At 63.9% G+C, this 17,278-nt stretch carries 10 protein-coding genes, 2 tRNA genes and 3 rRNA genes; 10 read left to right on the plus strand and 5 right to left on the minus strand.

Going from position 1 to position 17,278, the window contains the following annotated elements:
* Positions 1–104: 104 nt before the first annotated feature.
* Positions 105–1,574 carry a Ppx/GppA phosphatase family protein gene (locus tag ACJMKZ_RS02655; protein ID WP_405231648.1) on the plus strand — a complete coding sequence of 490 codons (1,470 nt, stop codon included), beginning with the start codon at positions 105–107 and terminating at the stop codon, positions 1,572–1,574.
* Here ACJMKZ_RS02655 and ppk1 read toward each other — a convergent pair.
* The 3 genes from ppk1 to ACJMKZ_RS02670 are packed head-to-tail and all read right to left on the minus strand — an operon-like array spanning position 1,550 to position 6,145.
* Complete coding sequence (gene ppk1, locus ACJMKZ_RS02660; protein WP_405231649.1) at positions 1,550–3,628, minus strand: polyphosphate kinase 1; 2,079 nt, start codon at positions 3,626–3,628, stop codon at positions 1,550–1,552. The genes ACJMKZ_RS02655 and ppk1 overlap by 25 nt on opposite strands.
* A gap of 52 nt (positions 3,629–3,680) precedes the next feature.
* The gene (locus ACJMKZ_RS02665) at positions 3,681–4,817 is read right to left on the minus strand and encodes an anhydro-N-acetylmuramic acid kinase (RefSeq protein ID WP_405231650.1); all 1,137 of its coding nucleotides are present in this window, start codon (positions 4,815–4,817) and stop codon (positions 3,681–3,683) included.
* Between the two features lie 47 nt (positions 4,818–4,864).
* Positions 4,865–6,145: a M23 family metallopeptidase gene (locus ACJMKZ_RS02670; protein ID WP_405231651.1), complete on the minus strand. Its 1,281-nt coding sequence runs from the start codon at positions 6,143–6,145 to the stop codon at positions 4,865–4,867.
* 372 nt (positions 6,146–6,517) lie between these two features.
* Between ACJMKZ_RS02670 and tyrS the strand changes: the two genes are divergently transcribed.
* A complete protein-coding gene (gene tyrS, locus ACJMKZ_RS02675) occupies positions 6,518–7,723 on the plus strand; it encodes a tyrosine--tRNA ligase (RefSeq protein WP_405231745.1) in 1,206 nt (401 codons plus the stop codon).
* A 68-nt stretch (positions 7,724–7,791) separates the two neighbouring features.
* Positions 7,792–8,256 carry a c-type cytochrome gene (locus ACJMKZ_RS02680; RefSeq protein WP_405231652.1) on the plus strand — a complete coding sequence of 155 codons (465 nt, stop codon included), beginning with the start codon at positions 7,792–7,794 and terminating at the stop codon, positions 8,254–8,256.
* Positions 8,257–8,296: 40 nt separating this feature from the next.
* On the opposite strand, the gene ACJMKZ_RS02685 is transcribed toward ACJMKZ_RS02680, so the two are convergent.
* Complete coding sequence (locus ACJMKZ_RS02685) at positions 8,297–9,004, minus strand: cytochrome b/b6 domain-containing protein (protein WP_405231653.1); 708 nt, start codon at positions 9,002–9,004, stop codon at positions 8,297–8,299.
* Between the two features lie 449 nt (positions 9,005–9,453).
* Between ACJMKZ_RS02685 and ACJMKZ_RS02690 the strand changes: the two genes are divergently transcribed.
* The 5 genes from ACJMKZ_RS02690 to rrf all read left to right on the plus strand — a co-directional run bounded on the left by ACJMKZ_RS02690 (position 9,454) and on the right by rrf (position 14,815).
* A 16S ribosomal RNA gene (locus ACJMKZ_RS02690) occupies positions 9,454–10,994 on the plus strand.
* 123 nt (positions 10,995–11,117) lie between these two features.
* Positions 11,118–11,194 (plus strand) — tRNA-Ile (locus ACJMKZ_RS02695).
* An 89-nt stretch (positions 11,195–11,283) separates the two neighbouring features.
* A tRNA-Ala gene (locus ACJMKZ_RS02700) sits at positions 11,284–11,359 on the plus strand.
* Positions 11,360–11,642: 283 nt separating this feature from the next.
* Positions 11,643–14,537 (plus strand): 23S ribosomal RNA (locus ACJMKZ_RS02705).
* 162 nt (positions 14,538–14,699) lie between these two features.
* Positions 14,700–14,815 (plus strand): 5S ribosomal RNA (rrf, locus tag ACJMKZ_RS02710).
* Together the 16S, 23S and 5S rRNA genes with 2 tRNA genes alongside form the textbook arrangement of a ribosomal RNA operon.
* Before the next feature lie 63 nt (positions 14,816–14,878).
* Here the strand turns inward: rrf and ACJMKZ_RS02715 are convergent.
* Positions 14,879–16,516: a winged helix-turn-helix domain-containing protein gene (locus ACJMKZ_RS02715; RefSeq protein ID WP_405231654.1), complete on the minus strand. Its 1,638-nt coding sequence runs from the start codon at positions 16,514–16,516 to the stop codon at positions 14,879–14,881.
* A gap of 97 nt (positions 16,517–16,613) precedes the next feature.
* Between ACJMKZ_RS02715 and ACJMKZ_RS02720 the strand changes: the two genes are divergently transcribed.
* Together ACJMKZ_RS02720 and ACJMKZ_RS02725 are read left to right on the plus strand one after the other, a co-directional pair.
* On the plus strand, positions 16,614–16,985 hold the full coding sequence (locus tag ACJMKZ_RS02720) for a cupin domain-containing protein (RefSeq protein ID WP_405231655.1): 372 nt from the start codon (positions 16,614–16,616) through the stop codon (positions 16,983–16,985).
* 4 nt (positions 16,986–16,989) lie between these two features.
* Positions 16,990–17,214: a tautomerase family protein gene (locus tag ACJMKZ_RS02725; protein ID WP_405231656.1), complete on the plus strand. Its 225-nt coding sequence runs from the start codon at positions 16,990–16,992 to the stop codon at positions 17,212–17,214.
* The last annotated feature ends 64 nt before the right edge of the window (positions 17,215–17,278 follow it).

A 17,278-nucleotide genomic window follows, 5' to 3' on the forward strand; every position in this document is an offset into this window, starting at 1 on the left:
GGGAAGCAGGGGAGACCGGCATCGTCTCCAATACCGACCAGAACGACGATCACTCGTACGACAGCGTCATAGCCGCTGTCGATCTGGGCTCCAACAGTTTTCACATGATCGTGGCCACGCTGCGCCACGGCCAGCTCACCATCCTGGATCGCCTGCGCGAGACGGTGCGGCTGGCCGAGGGCCTGTCGCCGAAGACCGGGCTGACGGTGAGCAGCAAGGCCAGGGCGCTGGAGTGCCTGAGCCGCTTCGGCGAGCGGCTGCGCGACGTGGATGCCTCCAACGTGCGCGCCGCCGGCACCAATACCCTGCGCCGGGCCCGCCGCGAGGCCGGCTTCCTGGCGGAGGCGGAGGCCGCCCTCGGTCAGCCCATCGAGATCATCTCGGGCATCGAGGAGGCCCGGCTAATTTATCTGGGCGTGGCGCACAGCCTGCCGCCGATCGAGGGCCGTCGGCTCGTCGTCGATATCGGCGGCGGCAGCACCGAGCTGATACTGGGGCGGGGCGAGCAGCCGGAGGCACTGGAGAGCCTGTCCATGGGCTGCGTCGGCAAGACCGAACGCTATTTCCCCGACGGCAAGCTCACCCGCAAGGCCTTCGACCGCGCCCGCACGGCGGCGCAGCTGAAGCTCAGGCCGGTCAAGGCGTTCTTCCGCAAGCACGGCTGGCAGGAGGCCATCGGCGCCTCGGGCACCGTCCGCTCAGCCGAGGCGGTGGCCCGGGAGCTGGGCATTCTGCAGCCGGAAGGCCTCACGCTCGGCAACGTCGAGGAGCTGATCGAGCGCATGATCGTGCAGGGACGCATCGACCGGCTCGACCTGCCCGGACTGAACCAGCGTCGCGCGCAGGTCTGGGCCGGCGGTCTGTCCATCCTGGCCGAGATATTCGCCTCGCTCGGCATTGAGCGCATGAATATCTCCGACGGCTCGCTGCGGGAGGGTCTGCTCTACGACCTGGTCGGCCGGCTGCAGCACGCCGATGCCCGCGAGCGCACCGTTCAGGCCCTGGTCGAGCGCTACCACGTCGACCCGGACCAGTCGGAGCGGGCGGCGCTCATGGCCGGGCGGCTGCTCGCCCAGGTGGCTAAGCCGTGGAAGCTCACCGACCCGCTGGACGCGAAGCTGCTGGAATGGGCGGCGCGGCTGCACGAGATCGGCCTCGATATCTCCCACCACAACTTCCACCAGCATGGCGCCTACATCGTGGAGCACGCGGACCTGCCCGGCTTCCCGCGCCTGGAGCAGCAGGTGCTGGCCTGTCTGATCGGCTCGCAGCGCAAGCGCCCCGACCAGGACCGCCTCGACCGGCTGCCGGAGAAGAAGCGCAAGCGGGTGTGGCGCCTGGCCCTGCTGCTGCGCCTGGCCGTGCTCCTGAACCGCAGCCGTTCGGCGGATCTGCCGCTGGATACCCGTGTGGTGGTCGGCAAGAGATCGCTCGCCCTGTCCTTCCCCGAGGGCTGGCTGGACAACAACCCGCTGACGCTGGCCGATCTCGACCGTGAGATCCAGTATCTGAAACCCACCGGTTATCGGCTGGAGGTGGACTTCTCCGGTCAGCAGGTCTCCGCGAGCCGCTGAAGCAGCGCGCCCTGCGCCGAGTGCGCGCTGGCGTCCGGCCCGGGCGAGAGGCGGTGATAACTGCCGTCGGCGGCGAGTTCCCAGGCGTCGGTGTTGTCCTCGAGATAGAGTTCCAGGTCGGCCTTGACCTGGTTGCGGTGGGATTTGCGCGTGAGCGGGAAGCAGGTCTCGACCCGGTTGAAGAAGTTGCGCTCCATCCAGTCCGCGCTGGCGCAGTAGATCAGTTCGTCGCCGCCGTTCAGGAAGTAATACACCCGCGAGTGCTCCAGGAAGCGGCCGACGATGGAACGCACCCGGATGTTCTCGGACGCGCCCGGCAGCCCCGGCCGCAGCGAGCAGATGCCGCGCACGATCAGGTCGATCTCGACGCCGGCCTGTGAGGCCCGGTACAGGGCCTGGATCACCTGCGGCTCGATCAGCGCGTTCACCTTGACGATGATCCGCGCGGGCTTGCCCCGACCCGCGGCCGCGGTTTCCGCCTCGATGAGCTCCAGCACACGCTCGTGCAGGCTGAACGGCGCCGTGGTCATGCGCTTCAGGCCGCGGATCTCGGTGAGGCTGGTGAGCTGCATGAAGACCTCGTGCACGTCCCGGCCCAGCGACTGGTCCGCCGACAGGAGGCCGTAGTCCGTGTACACCCGGGTGGTCTGCGGGTGGTAGTTGCCGGTGCCGAGGTGCACATAGCGGCGCAGCTCCTCGCCGTGACGCCTGACCACCAGCGCCATCTTGGCGTGGGTCTTGTAGCCGACCACGCCGTAGACGACGTGGGCGCCGGCCTCCTGCAGCCGGCTCGCCAGCGAGATGTTCGCGGCCTCGTCGAAGCGGGCCATCAGCTCGATGACCACCGTCACTTCCTTGCCCGCCCGGGCGGCAGCCACCAGGTGGTCCACGATGGGCGACGTGGGGCCGCTGCGGTACAGCGTCTGCTTGATGGCCAGTACGTCCGGATCGGCGGCGGCCTGGGCGATGAAGTCGATCACGGGCGTGAAAGCCTGGAACGGGTGGTGCAGCAGCACGTCTTTGGCGTCGACCGCGTCGAAGACCGTCTCCGCCGCCACCAGGCCGACGGGCAGCCCCGGCGTAAAGGGCCGGAACTTCAGGTCGTCGCGCCCGGACAGGTCGCAGACGCGCAGCAGGCGATTGAGGTTGACGGGGCCGTCCACCGGATACAGGTCCTCGGCGTCCAGTTCGAAGTGGTCCAGCAGGAAGGTGCTGAGTTCGTCCGGGCATTCGCTCGCCACCTCCAGGCGCACGGCGGCGCCGTAGCGGCTGGCGGCCAGCTCGCCTTCCAGCGCCCGCACCAGGTCGTCCACCTCCTCGTCGTCCACGTACAGGTCGCTGTTGCGGGTCACCCGGAACTGGAAGCAGCCGTCCACCTTCATGCCGGGGAACAGTTCGTCCACGAAACTGTGGATCACCGACGACAGGAACACGAAGCTCTCCTCGCCCGGCTCGCCGAACTCCGGCGGCAGCGGGATCAGCCGGGGCAGTGAGCGGGGCGCCTGCACCAGCCCCCGATGGCGGCGTCGGCCGAAGACGTCCTTGCCCTTCAGCGCCACGATGAAGTTCAGGCTCTTGTTCAGGATGCGGGGGAAAGGACGCGCTGGGTCCAGCGTCAACGGCGTGAGCACGGGCAGCACCTGATCGTGGAAATAGGCGTGCAGCCAGTCTCGCTGGCCGTCGGTCCACTCGTCGCGCCGGATGAAGTGCACGCCGTTCTCCGCCAGCGCCGGCATGAGATCGTCGTTGAGCAGCCGGTACTGGCGCTCCACGAGTTCGGCGGCCTCGCTCCGTATCGCCGCCAGGGTCTCCCGCGGCGTCATGCGGTCCGGCCCCGGCGGCGCCGAGCCGAGTTCCTCGCGTTGCTTCAGTCCGGCCACGCGGATCTCGAAGAACTCGTCCAGGTTGGTGCAGGAGATGCAGAGGAAGCGCAGGCGCTCGAGCAGCGGCGTCGTGGTGTCCAGCGCCTGGGCGAGCACCCGTTTGTTGAATTCGAGCAGGCTGAGCTCGCGGTTGATGTAGTAGTCCGGCAGGCTCAGGTTCTCGGTATCCACGGCCGTGGTCCTTCGGGGCAAGGGGCGGCCGATCAGTATAGCAGCGGGGCGTTCAGCCGGAGGAGGCGGCTCCGCCCTCGGCCAGGTAGATGCCGCCGAGGATGGCTGCGGTCTGCGCCCCGGTGACCCGGGGGCGGTTGCCGGGGCGCCCGGCCAGCGTCTCCCGGGCCAGCCAGGCGAAGGCGGCGGCCTCCACCCAGTCCGGGTCGAGTCCCGCGGCCGCCGTGCTCATGACGTCCGCAGGAGCGCACAGTTCCGCCAGCCGTTGCATGAGGAAGCCGTTGTGCGCGCCGCCGCCGCACACCAGCACCCGGCTCACCCCCGATGCCTGTTCGCCCACGGCACGGGCGACGGTGACGGCGGTGAGTTCGGCCAGGGTGGCCTGTACGTCGACGGGCGGCGGCTGTTCCGGCAGGGCTTCCAGCCGGGCGTCGAGCCAATCGGCATTGAAATACTCCCGACCGGTGGACTTCGGTGGCGGCGCGGCGAAATAGGGGTCGTCCAGGCAGGCCTCGAGCAGCAGGGGAGACACCGTGCCCTGCCTTGCCCAGGCCCCGTCCCGGTCGCAGGCCTCGCCCCGGTGGCGCCGGATCCAGCCGTCCATGAGCGTGTTGCCGGGGCCGCTGTCGAAGCCCGCGCGCACGTCGCCGTCCACCAGCGTGAGGTTGGCGATGCCGCCGATGTTGACCACGGCCGCCGGCGCGCCGTCGCCGAACAGCCAGCCGTGGAAGGCCGGCGCCAGGGGTGCCGCCTCGCCGCCCAGCGCGATGTCCCGGCGTCGGAAATCCGCCACGGTGGTGATGCCGGTGCGGGCGACGATGACGTTGGGGTCGCCGATCTGCAGCGTGAACGGCGTGTCGGCGTCCGGCCGGTGGCGCAGCGTCTGGCCGTGGCTGCCGATGGCGCGGATGTCGGCAGCCTCGACTCCGGCTCCGGCCAGCAGGCGCAGCGCGGCGGCGGCGAACGCACCGCCCACCTGCACGTCCAGCCGGCCGAGCGTATCGAGGTTGCAGGAGGCCGGATCGGCCACCGCCCGTTCCAGCGTGCGGCGCAGATCGTCGGCGTACGGATAGCAGGCCGTGGCTACCAGCTCGCAGCCGCGCCGGCCCCGCTCGGGGAAGGCGACGATGACGGCGTCCACGCCGTCCATGCTGGTGCCGGAGATCAGGCCGAGGAAGAGTTCGCTCATCGGGTCAGGGGATCAGCCGTCCCGTGGCGCGAGGGCGCCGGCCAGGCTCACTGCAGCGAGGCCAGGCGCGTCGTCCGGTAGCGGTTCAGGCGTTCCAGCAGCGGCTCCGCGGCCGCCATGAATTCGCCGCGCCAGGCCTCGCGGATGGGCTCGGCCTCGGGCAGCTCCACGGTGCGGGGATTGCGGTGCACCCCGTTCACCCGGTACTCGTAATGCAGGTGGGCGCCGGTGACCATGCCCGTGGCGCCGACGTAGCCGATGATCTGGCCCTGCTTCACGCGGCTGCCCGGTTTCGCGCGGGAATGGAAGCGCGACATGTGCGCGTACAGCGTGGTGATGTTGCCGCCGTGCTGCAGGATCACCGTGTTGCCGTAGCCGCCCTTGCGGCCGCGGAAGGTGACCTTGCCGTCGCCGGCCGCCTTGATGGGCGTGCCCGTGGGCGCCGCGTAGTCCACGCCCCGGTGGGCGCGGATGGTGTTCAGCACGGGGTGGCGGCGGTTCGGGTTGAAATTGGAGCTGATGTAGGCGAAGTCCACCGGCGCCCGGATGAAGGCCTTGCGCACGCTACGCCCTTCCGGCGTGTAGTAGTCGCTGTCCCCTTCCGGATTGACGAAGCGCAGGGCCTGGAAGCTATTGCCCCGGTTCACGAACTCGGCGGCCACGATCTCGCCGTTGCTGACGAACTCGCCGTCCTGCCAGATTTCCTCGTAGAGGATGTAGAACTCGTCGCCCTTGCGGATGTCGAGCACGAAATCGATGTCCCACGCGAAGATGCCGGCCAGGTTCATGATGACGTTGTCGGAGATGCCGGCGTCCATCGCGGCCTCGAACAGCGAGGTCTCTATGACACCGTGAGCCATCTTCTCCCGCACCTCGATCGGGCGCTCGACGATCGAGGCCTCGAAGCCTTCGCCTTTGGCCTCCACCACCAGCGCGGAGGTGAGATCCAGCTCCTTGTACAGGCGCCGCAGACGGCCGTCGCTGTGGCGGATCTCCAGCTTGTCCCCGGGGCGGATCAGGCGCAGCGGGTCCTTCGCCTCCTTCAGGCTGGTGACGCGGGCCAGGTCTGCGATGCTGAGCGAGTGGCGGCGGAACAGGCGGTCCAGGGTGTCGCCGCGGGCCACTTCCAGCGTGAGTGGCGTGTACGGCACGATCTCCGCGGCCTCGGCGGGAGCGCTCGGCGCCAGCAGCTCCGCCAGTGATTCGCTGCGGCGCTGCACGGGCGGCGCCGGAATGCTGAGCGAGGCGGCGATCTCGCGCTCCATCATGTCGGGGGTGATCTGCTCGGCGGTGCCGCCGGCATCCCGCAGCCCGGCCAGCAGGGCCACGACAGCCAGCGGCAGTCCGAGACCGACGGCAAACCACGAAAGGCGCCTCGGAGCCCGGTTACTGTGCGCGAGCTTTTGCTTGTAATCGTGCCTGATCGGGCTCACAGGACGGTGCAAGGCGGCTCTCCGGTGTGGGGCAGCCGCTAATGTAGCCAGAAGACATAATCGAGTCAAAGAAAGCGGTAGCAAATCAGGCCGTTAAACGGGCTTTTTCAGATGCCGATGCAGTCGCGGCGGGCCGGCGGCCGGGTCCGGCTCGCAGGACCCTTTGTGATTCGCCCCCGCGTCGGGCAAGATTCGCAGCGCGGCGCGCGCGCCGCGGATCTCGACCCGGGCTACGGCTACCGGGCGACAGCACTGGCGACAGGAGCCATGAACCAGATTCCCGCCGAACAACAGCTCGAGGAACTGACCCGGGGCGCCGAGGAGGTGCTGCCGGAGAGTGCGCTGCGCGCGAAACTGGCCGAGGGCCGGCCGCTGGTGGTCAAGGCCGGCTTCGACCCGACGGCGCCGGACCTGCACATCGGCCACACGGTGCTGATCAACAAGATGCGCCAGTTTCAGGAGTTCGGGCACGAGGTCGTGTTCCTGATCGGCGACTTCACCGGCATGATCGGCGACCCCTCGGGCAAGAACGCCACCCGCCCGCCGCTCAGCGAGGACGACGTGCGCGAGAATGCGCGCACCTACGAGGCGCAGATCTTCAAGATCCTCGACCCCGGGCGCACCCGTATCGAATTCAACTCCCGCTGGATGGGCGAGATGACCGCCGCCGACATGATCCGGCTGGCGTCGCACCACACGGTCGCGCGCATGCTCGAGCGCGACGATTTCCACAAGCGCTATACCGGCGGCCAGGCGATCGCCATCCACGAGTTCCTCTATCCGCTGGTGCAGGGCTACGACTCCGTGGCGCTGAAGGCCGACGTGGAGCTGGGCGGGACGGACCAGAAATTCAACCTGCTGGTCGGCCGTCAGCTGCAGCAGGACTACGGCCAGGCGCCCCAGGTCGTATTCACCATGCCGCTGCTGGAAGGTCTGGGCGGCGTGGAGAAGATGTCGAAGTCGCTGAACAATTACGTGGGCATCACGGAACCGCCGGACGAGATGTTCGGCAAGCTCATGTCGATCTCCGACGACCTCATGTGGCGTTACTTCGAGCTCCTGAGTTTCCGGGCGCTGGGCGAGATCCGCGCGCTGCACGAGGCCGTCGCCGACGGCCGCAATCCCCGGGACGTGAAGTTCGAACTGGGCCGCGAGATCGTGGACCGGTTCCACGGTGCCGGCGCGGGCGAGGCGGCGCAGGAGACCTTTATCGCCCGCTTCCGCAAGGGCGACATGCCCGAGGACATGCCGGCGGTCGACGTGGCCACCGAAGACGGCCGGCTCGGCATCGCCCGGGTGCTGCGCTCGGCGGGCCTGGTCTCCAGCAACTCGGAGGCGTTCCGCATGATCGGCCAGGGTGCCGTGCGGGTGGACGGCAATCGCATCGAGGACCGGGACCTGGAGCTCGAGGCCGGCAATACCCACGTCTGCCAGGTCGGCAAGCGCCGCTTCGCGCGGGTCACGCTGACCTGATACCGGAAATCGGGGGAATGGAAGGGACGGCACAGCCGCTCCCGGGTGATCTTTGCAAGGAGAGAACGATGCAGTTCGGGAAAATCGTCCTCTGTCTGGCCGCGCTGGCCGCGCTGGCCGCGGGCGGCGCGCTCGCCATGGATACGGAGCAGGCCGAAAAGGCCTATGAGGTGCGCCATTCGCTGTTCAGTCTGGTGGGCTGGAACGTCGGGCCCCTGGCCGGTATGGCCAAGGAGGAGATTCCCTTCGACGCGGAGAGGGCGGAGAAGCACGCAAGCCGCATCGCCGCGCTGGTGTCGATGATCCCCGACGCCTTCGCCGCCGATACGCGCGGTTACGATCTGCCCACCGAGGCGAAGGACGTGATCTGGGAGGAGAAGGGAGAATTCCTGGAACTCGCGGCGGCGATCCGCGAGAAGAGCGCCGCCCTGGAGACGGCGGCGGCCGGCGGAGATTTCGGCGCGTTCAGAACGGCGTTCATGGAGATGGGGCAGGCCTGCAAGGACTGCCACGACCGCTTCCGCGAGGACTGACGCCCGAGCCCCGCAAGGGGAGAGGCTCGGAACAGGGTACTCAGAACAGAAAGTCTGCGGCCGCCGGCTCCGGCGCCAGGTCCACGATCAGCCACACCGTGCCGGCGGCGAGTGCGGCCAGGACCAGCGCCAGCAGGAGCCGGTGGCCGGCGATTCCCGCCGCCGGATCGGCACCCCGCTTGCGGCCGGTGATCATGGCCGTGACCAGGTCGATGCGCAGCCTGAGCCAGTAGGCGAGCACGGCGGCGACGTGCAGGGCCGCCAGCGCGAGCAGCAGGTTGAAGTTCGCGGCGTGCAGCCAGGACAGCGTGTCGGCCAGGTCGTCGGACACGGCGCCGTGCCAGGGACCGCTGGTCAGCACGTCGTCGGTATTGAACAACCCCGTCACCGCCTGCACGGCCACCACGGCCAGCAGCGCCAGCACCGACCAGCCGCCCAGCGGATTGTGCCCCCCGCTCGCCCGCGCCCGCCCGGCCAGCCAGTCCCTGACGTAGGCCACGACGGCGCCGGGGCCGCGCAGGAAATCCCCGAAGCGCGCGTGGCGCGGCCCCAGGAAGCCCCACAGGAGCCGGAACACGAGCAGCCCGATCACCAGGTAGCCGAGCCGCATGTGCCAGTCCATGTACGCTACGCCGAGCTCGTGGGTGATCCAGCTGCCGGCCAGCGCCAGTACCAGCAGCCCGTGGAACAGCCGCAGGGGCAGGTCCCAGACGAGGGCCCCGGCGGGCCGATCCGCGTCTTTTTGCATGGCGGCATTCAGCCAGAAGCGCCCCGGCTCGGCAAGCGTCCGCGCGCCGGAACGCCGCCCCCCGGGGACGGTCTAATACTGTGGTCGGAAGGGTCTCCGTGGAGGCTGTTCCGGCGGCTTCCCGGCCCGCGCCGAAAAGAATTTGCAGTCGGGTGTTGACGGGGGCGGGATCGTCGCTATAATGCGCCCTCCCTGACGGCCGCGTCGCCGGCAGGAGACCCCGAAAAAGCAGTGATGCAGGCAGCTTGGACTGTTGACCAACCCCGGCCTGCCTGTATAATTGTGGGTCTGCCCCGGATTCCGGGGAATCGCTCTTTAACAATACAATCAGGTAATTTGTGTGGGCGCTCGCGCTGGAATTTTCGGAAGCGAAAACCAGAGTGAGCGAACCAAACCTAAGTCAATGTGATTTAGAGCTTGGGAATCTCATTCTTCAAACTTCAATGTTTAAACTGAAGAGTTTGATCCTGGCTCAGATTGAACGCTGGCGGCATGCCTAACACATGCAAGTCGAACGGAAACGATGGGAGCTTGCTCCCAGGCGTCGAGTGGCGGACGGGTGAGTAATACTTAGGAATCTGCCCAGTAGTGGGGGATAGCCCGGGGAAACTCGGATTAATACCGCATACGCCCTACGGGGGAAAGCGGGGGATCTTCGGACCTCGCGCTATTGGATGAGCCTAAGTCGGATTAGCTTGTTGGTGAGGTAAAGGCTCACCAAGGCGACGATCCGTAGCTGGTCTGAGAGGACGATCAGCCACACTGGGACTGAGACACGGCCCAGACTCCTACGGGAGGCAGCAGTGGGGAATATTGGACAATGGGCGGAAGCCTGATCCAGCAATGCCGCGTGTGTGAAGAAGGCCTGCGGGTTGTAAAGCACTTTCAGTAGCGAAGAAAAGCCGGCGGCTAATAACCGACCGGTCTTGACGTAACCTACAGAAGAAGCACCGGCTAACTCCGTGCCAGCAGCCGCGGTAATACGGAGGGTGCAAGCGTTAATCGGAATTACTGGGCGTAAAGCGCGCGTAGGTGGTTGGGTAAGTCAAATGTGAAAGCCCCGGGCTTAACCTGGGAATTGCATTCGATACTGCTTAACTAGAGTGTGGGAGAGGGAAGTGGAATTTCCGGTGTAGCGGTGAAATGCGTAGATATCGGAAGGAACACCAGTGGCGAAGGCGACTTCCTGGCCCAACACTGACACTGAGGCGCGAAAGCGTGGGTAGCAAACAGGATTAGATACCCTGGTAGTCCACGCCGTAAACGATGAGAACTAGATGTCGGGGGGATTTGCCCTTCGGTGTCGCAGTTAACGCATTAAGTTCTCCGCCTGGGGAGTACGCCGGCAACGGTAAAACTCAAAGGAATTGACGGGGACCCGCACAAGCGGTGGAGCATGTGGTTTAATTCGATGCAACGCGAAGAACCTTACCTGCCCTTGACATCCTCGGAACTTGTCAGAGATGACTTGGTGCCTTCGGGAACCGAGTGACAGGTGCTGCATGGCTGTCGTCAGCTCGTGTCGTGAGATGTTGGGTTAAGTCCCGCAACGAGCGCAACCCTTGTCCCTAGTTGCCAGCACTTCGGGTGGGAACTCTAGGGAGACCGCCGGTGACAAACCGGAGGAAGGTGGGGACGACGTCAAGTCATCATGGCCCTTATGGGCAGGGCTACACACGTGCTACAATGGCGCGTACAGAGGGTCGCGAGCCAGCAATGGTCAGCTAATCCCTTAAAGCGCGTCGTAGTCCGGATCGGAGTCTGCAACTCGACTCCGTGAAGTCGGAATCGCTAGTAATCGCGAATCAGAATGTCGCGGTGAATACGTTCCCGGGTCTTGTACACACCGCCCGTCACACCATGGAAGTTGGTTGCACCAGAAGTAGGTAGCCTAACCCTCGGGAGGGCGCTTACCACGGTGTGGCCAATGACTGGGGTGAAGTCGTAACAAGGTAGCCGTACGGGAACGTGCGGCTGGATCACCTCCTTTAAGAGTAAAGCGCAACCGCAAAGGAAGGCGCGAGCTCCCATACAAGTTACCTGATTGAATAGGCAACAGGCCTGGACTGCTGTCCGACCTCGCTCGAGAGAGCCCGGGCGCTTCGTGGACTCCGGGTCTGTAGCTCAGTTGGTTAGAGCGCACCCCTGATAAGGGTGAGGTCGGAAGTTCAAATCTTCCCAGACCCACCATCTCCACGTCGGATATGCATGTAGGAGGGCCTTCAGGCCCGATTCCGGTCTGTGGGAGGGGCTTCAGCCCCGATTCATGAATTCGAATAGGGGCCATAGCTCAGCTGGGAGAGCGCCTGCTTTGCACGCAGGAGGTCGGCGGTTCGATCCCGCCTGGCTCCACCATCCAACCGGTGGCCCTGTTGCCTGTACGAAGACACCAAACGAAAGCATCAGAGCTTTCTTTTGATGTTTTTGCTCTTTAACAATCTGGATAAGTTTTGACGTCTAGGCTGAGTCTTCGGACTCAGTTTTTTAGAGTGTCGCATTCGCGTCGCAAGGACACGGCTCTGAGGCAGACCGGTAATCTTCTACCGCCTGTCAGACGAGCCTGGGGTCGAGCCCGCTCTGCTTTGCAAAAGGTGATGGAGCAGGTGAGGCCCCGCCCGGAGAACGTTTTGGGTTATATGGTCAAGCGACTAAGCGCACACGGTGGATGCCTAGGCGGTAGGAGGCGATGAAGGACGTGGTAGTCTGCGATAAGCCTCGGCGAGCTGACAAACTAGCTTTGACCCGGGGATGTCCGAATGGGGAAACCCACTCCGCTTGCGGAGTATCCTGTACTGAATACATAGGTGCAGGAAGCGAACCTGGTGAACTGAAACATCTAAGTAACCAGAGGAAGAGAAATCAACCGAGATTCCCTCAGTAGCGGCGAGCGAACGGGGAACAGCCCAGTTACCATCAACTTGTGGATCCTAGCGGAACGATCTGGAAAGGTCGGCCATAGAAGGTGATAGCCCTGTATGCGAAAGGTGATACAAGGGGGTAACGAAGAGTAGGACGGGGCACGAGAAACCTTGTCTGAACATGGGGGGACCATCCTCCAAGGCTAAATACTCCCTACCGACCGATAGTGAACCAGTACCGTGAGGGAAAGGCGAAAAGAACCCCGGAGAGGGGAGTGAAATAGAACCTGAAACCGTGTGCGTACAAGCAGTCGGAGCCCCTTCGGGGGTGACGGCGTACCTTTTGTATAATGGGTCAGCGAGTTGTTTTCAGTGGCAAGCTTAACCACCTAGGGGAGGCGTAGGGAAACCGAGTCCGAACAGGGCGATTCAGTCGCTGGGAGCAGACCCGAAACCGGGCGATCTATCCATGGCCAGGGTGAAGGTAGGGTAATACCTGCTGGAGGCCCGAACCGGGTAATGTTGAAAAATTATCGGATGAGCTGTGGATAGGAGTGAAAGGCTAATCAAGCTCGGAGATAGCTGGTTCTCCTCGAAAGCTATTTAGGTAGCGCCTCGTGTCTCACTCCTGGGGGTAGAGCACTGTTTCGGCTAGGGGGCCATCCCGGCTTACCAAACCGATGCAAACTCCGAATACCAGGAAGTGCAATCACGGGAGACACACGGCGGGTGCTAACGTCCGTCGTGGAGAGGGAAACAACCCAGACCGCCAGCTAAGGTCCCCAAGTTACAGCTAAGTGGGAAACGATGTGGGAAGGCGAAGACAGCCAGGAGGTTGGCTTAGAAGCAGCCACCCTTTAAAGAAAGCGTAATAGCTCACTGGTCTAGTCGGCCCGCGCGGAAGATTTAACGGGGCTCAAGCTGTACACCGAAGCTGCGGACGCATGCTTGCATGCGTGGTAGAGGAGCGTTCTGTAAGCCTGTGAAGGTGTGTCGCGAGGCATGCTGGAGGTATCAGAAGTGCGAATGCTGACATGAGTAACGATAATGCGGGTGAAAAACCCGCACGCCGAAAACCCAAGGTTTCCTGCGCAACGCTAATCGGCGCAGGGTGAGTCGGCCCCTAAGGCGAGACCGAAAGGTGTAGTCGATGGGAATCAGGTTAAAATTCCTGAACCGACTGTTACTGCGATGGGGGGACGGAGAAGGCTAGGTCAGCCGGCTGTTGGTTGCCGGTTTAAGCATGTAGGAAGTGTCCTTAGGCAAATCCGGGGACACAATTCCGAGATGTGATGACGAGCTCCCTATGTGGAGCGAAGTGATTGATGCCATGCTTCCAGGAAAAGCCTCTAAGCTTCAGGTAACAGCTGACCGTACCGTAAACCGACACAGGTGGGTGAGGAGAGAATCCTAAGGCGCTTGAGAGAACTCGGGTGAAGGAACTAGGCAAATTGGTACCGTAACTTCGGGAGAAGGTACGCCCCTGTTGGTGATGAGACTTGCTCTCTGAGCTGGTGGGGGTCGCAGTGACCAGGTGGCTGCGACTGTTTATTAAAAACACAGCACTCTGCAAACTCGAAAGAGGAAGTATAGGGTGTGACGCCTGCCCGGTGCCGGAAGGTTAATTGATGGGGTTAGCGTAAGCGAAGCTCTTGATCGAAGCCCCGGTAAACGGCGGCCGTAACTATAACGGTCCTAAGGTAGCGAAATTCCTTGTCGGGTAAGTTCCGACCTGCACGAATGGCGTAACGATGGCCACACTGTCTCCACCCGAGACTCAGTGAAATTGAAATCGCTGTGAAGATGCAGTGTACCCGCGGCTAGACGGAAAGACCCCGTGAACCTTTACTACAGCTTTACACTGAATTTTGAACCTGCTTGTGTAGGATAGGTGGGAGGCTTTGAAGCGTGGACGCCAGTCTGCGTGGAGCCAACCTTGAAATACCACCCTGGCATGTTTGAAGTTCTAACCCAGGCCCGTTATCCGGGTCGGGAACAGTGTATGGTGGGTAGTTTGACTGGGGCGGTCTCCTCCCAAAGAGTAACGGAGGAGTACAAAGGTACCCTCAGTGCGGTCGGACATCGCACGTTGCGTATAAAGGCAAAAGGGTGCTTGACTGCGAGACAGACAAGTCGAGCAGGTGCGAAAGCAGGTCTTAGTGATCCGGTGGTTCTGTATGGAAGGGCCATCGCTCAACGGATAAAAGGTACTCCGGGGATAACAGGCTGATTCCTCCCAAGAGTCCACATCGACGGAGGAGTTTGGCACCTCGATGTCGGCTCATCACATCCTGGGGCTGTAGCAGGTCCCAAGGGTATGGCTGTTCGCCATTTAAAGTGGTACGCGAGCTGGGTTTAGAACGTCGTGAGACAGTTCGGTCCCTATCTGCCGTGGGCGTTGGAAACTTGAGAAGAGCTGCTCCTAGTACGAGAGGACCGGAGTGGACGCACCTCTGGTGTTCCGGTTGTCACGCCAGTGGCACTGCCGGGTAGCTATGTGCGGACGGGATAACCGCTGAAAGCATCTAAGCGGGAAGCCCCCTTCAAGATTAGGTTTCCCTGGACCCTCGAGGTCCCTGAAGAGCCCTCGAAGACTACGAGGTTGATAGGCTGGGTGTGGAAGTTCAGTAATGGATGAAGCTAACCAGTACTAATTGCTCGTGAGGCTTGGCCATATAACACCAAAGCGTTTTCGCGACGCTAAGCGACACTCTGACGTCAAAACTTTCCAGATTGTTAATTCAACATGGAATCCGGCATGCATGTAGGAGGGCCTTCAGGCCCGATTGCAGTCGCGGCTGAAGCCGCTCCTACGGTGCCAGATTCATACCGGTTTGCCTGGCGGCAATAGCGAGCGGGAACCACCTGATCCCATCCCGAACTCAGAAGTGAAAACGCCCAGCGCCGATGGTAGTGTGGGGTCTCCCCATGTGAGAGTAGGTCACCGCCAGGCTTCTAAACGAGAAGGCCGTCCCGGATTCCGGGGCGGCCTTTTTTTTCAGCGTGCCGGCCGGACTCAAAAACCCAGCTTCTCCAGCGCTGCCGAGATCCTCGAATTCATCGCCTCCTGCTGGAGCGGGAACGAGCGGAAAAAGTCGTGGCGCGTCAGCGACGGATCGCGCGCGCGGACATTGGCTGCCCACTTCTTCGCCTGCACTTCGTCGCCTGCCATTTCCCGGGCAGCCGCGGCGATCATGGCGATGAGCACGTGCGCGCCCGGCGACCGTGCAGCGCGGTCCGCCCACCGGGCTGCCTCGTCGTACTCGTTCCGCGCCATATGGATGAAGCCGCGCGTTCCCAGCATCGCGTAATACAACGGATCGAGCGGGCTCAGCGTCATTGCGAGATCGACTTCCTCCCGGGCTCTGGCGCTGTCTCCGGACATCGTCTCCGTCCAGGCGTGGGCATAGATTCCCTGAGCATAGTTCGGGCTGAGTGTCGTGGCCCGTTCGAGCCACGTCGCCGCGCGCTCGAGATCCGCCTCCAGCCAGAAACTGCGGCCCATAGTGAAATTCGCGAAGGGGTCCAGCGGATCGATATCTACGGCGCGCTGAGCGTAAGCCCGGGCCTGCGCGATCTCGCCGTGGATGTCGTCGGTCTGTCGCAGGAACGCCGACTGGAAATGCACGAAAGACAGACCGGCATGCGCGCGGGCGAATTCCGGATCGCGCGCGATCGCATGGGAGAAGAGCTCCGCCGCGCTCGCATTGTCTCTGCGGTTGAAGCGATACATATGCTGCAGCCCGAGATGGTAGGCCGACCAGGAATCCAGATTCGCGGTCGCCTGCAGGCGCGCCGCCGCAGCCTCGTGCAGGGGAATCTGTATCTCCAGCGAGGTCAGAATCCGGGCCCGAATCTCTGCGCGCACCGAGTGCACGTCGTCGACGAACCCGCTGTAGCGTTCCGCCCAGACGACATCGTGATCTCGCGTATCGATCAATTCGGTGGTTACCACCAGGCGCTGGCCCGCGACCTCGACGGCTCCGGTGAGGCAGTAGCGCACGCCGAGCAGCCGGCCCGCTTCGCCGGGGTCCATGTCGCCGCCGCCAAGACGGAACGACGAGCCGCGGGCGATCACGAACAGCCAGCGCAGACGCGCCAGTTCCGCGATCAGCTCGTGAGGCAGGCCCTCGGCGATAGTCGCGGCCATGGTCGCGCAGGCACCGGCTTCGCCGATAACGCGAAACGGTAGTACAGCGATCGACGGCCTTGCCGCCGGGGCCGTACCGTCGGCCGACGCCGCCGTCGCGGACTCAGCGCCGGAGCCGGCACCTGCCCACAGGGCGGGCGGATGCCGCTCCATCTCGACATCGGCCACGAAACGGAGGCCGCGCCCGTGGATCGTCCTGATGAACCGCTGCGTCCTGCCGTCGTCGCCCAGCGCCTTGCGGGCCGACTTGATCCGGCTGCCGAGGGTCGAGTCGGTCACCACGCGCCGGTCCCACAGCCTCTCGAGGATCTCGTCCCGTGACACCAGCCGGTCACCGTGTTCCACCAGAAGAGCGATCAGTGCGAATACCTGCGGTTCCACAGGCCGGGGGCGGCCGTCGGCGCGTAGTTCGGCCTTGTCGATATCGAGCTCGAATCGATCAAACCGGTAGATCATGCCGTCCAGCATAAGGCAGCGGCCGGCCGTCTGTCCGCAAATCTCCACGAGATCTCCATGCCGCCTCCAAGCACCGTGAGGCCACGCACGGTAAAAAAGGCACATGCCGCAGCGATTCCGCCGCATCGAAAGGGAGAAGACGACGATGAAGCACTCACATGCCGAACTGCAGACGCGCCTGGAAGCAGGCGGCGTCTGTATCCAGGCCCAGGATTGGGGAGACCTCAACGTGGCGCGCATACGTTTCCCCAAGGGAGCGGATGCCACTCCACTGCTGGAGGGCATGCCGCAGAACCTGTGCCAGTGTCCGCATTGGGGCACGGTGCTCAAGGGCTCCATCCACGTGCGCTACGCGGACGGGCACGAAGAGGTCGTGCGCGCCGGCGAGGTCTACTACTGGCCGCCCGGGCACACGGTCTGGGTCGATGAAGATTACGAGGCCATCGAGTTCAGCCCGAGCGATCAGATGGGCGAAGTGATCGAACACCTGAAGACGAAACTGCAATCCGGAGGATGAAGCCATGCCACTGGTAACGATCGACGTGATAAAGGATGTGTTCACTGCCCGGCAGAAGGAGCAGATGATCGAGAAGGTGACCGCCGCCATGGTTGAGGTCGAGGGCGAGGCGATGCGGCCGGTCACCTGGGTGCGAATCAAGGAATTCGAGGGCGGCGATTGGGCCATCGGCGGTGAGCGGCTTGCCGCGGCAGACGTTCATGCCATGGCCGAGGCGAAGGCGGGCTAACTGGCCGACTCCGTCATCCTGAAGGAATAAGAACGTACGGACATTACCACCGTAGGAGGGCCTT

The sequence above is a fragment of the Lentisalinibacter salinarum genome, assembly GCF_040706555.1.
Taxonomy (GTDB): domain Bacteria; phylum Pseudomonadota; class Gammaproteobacteria; order Steroidobacterales; family Woeseiaceae; genus Lentisalinibacter; species Lentisalinibacter salinarum.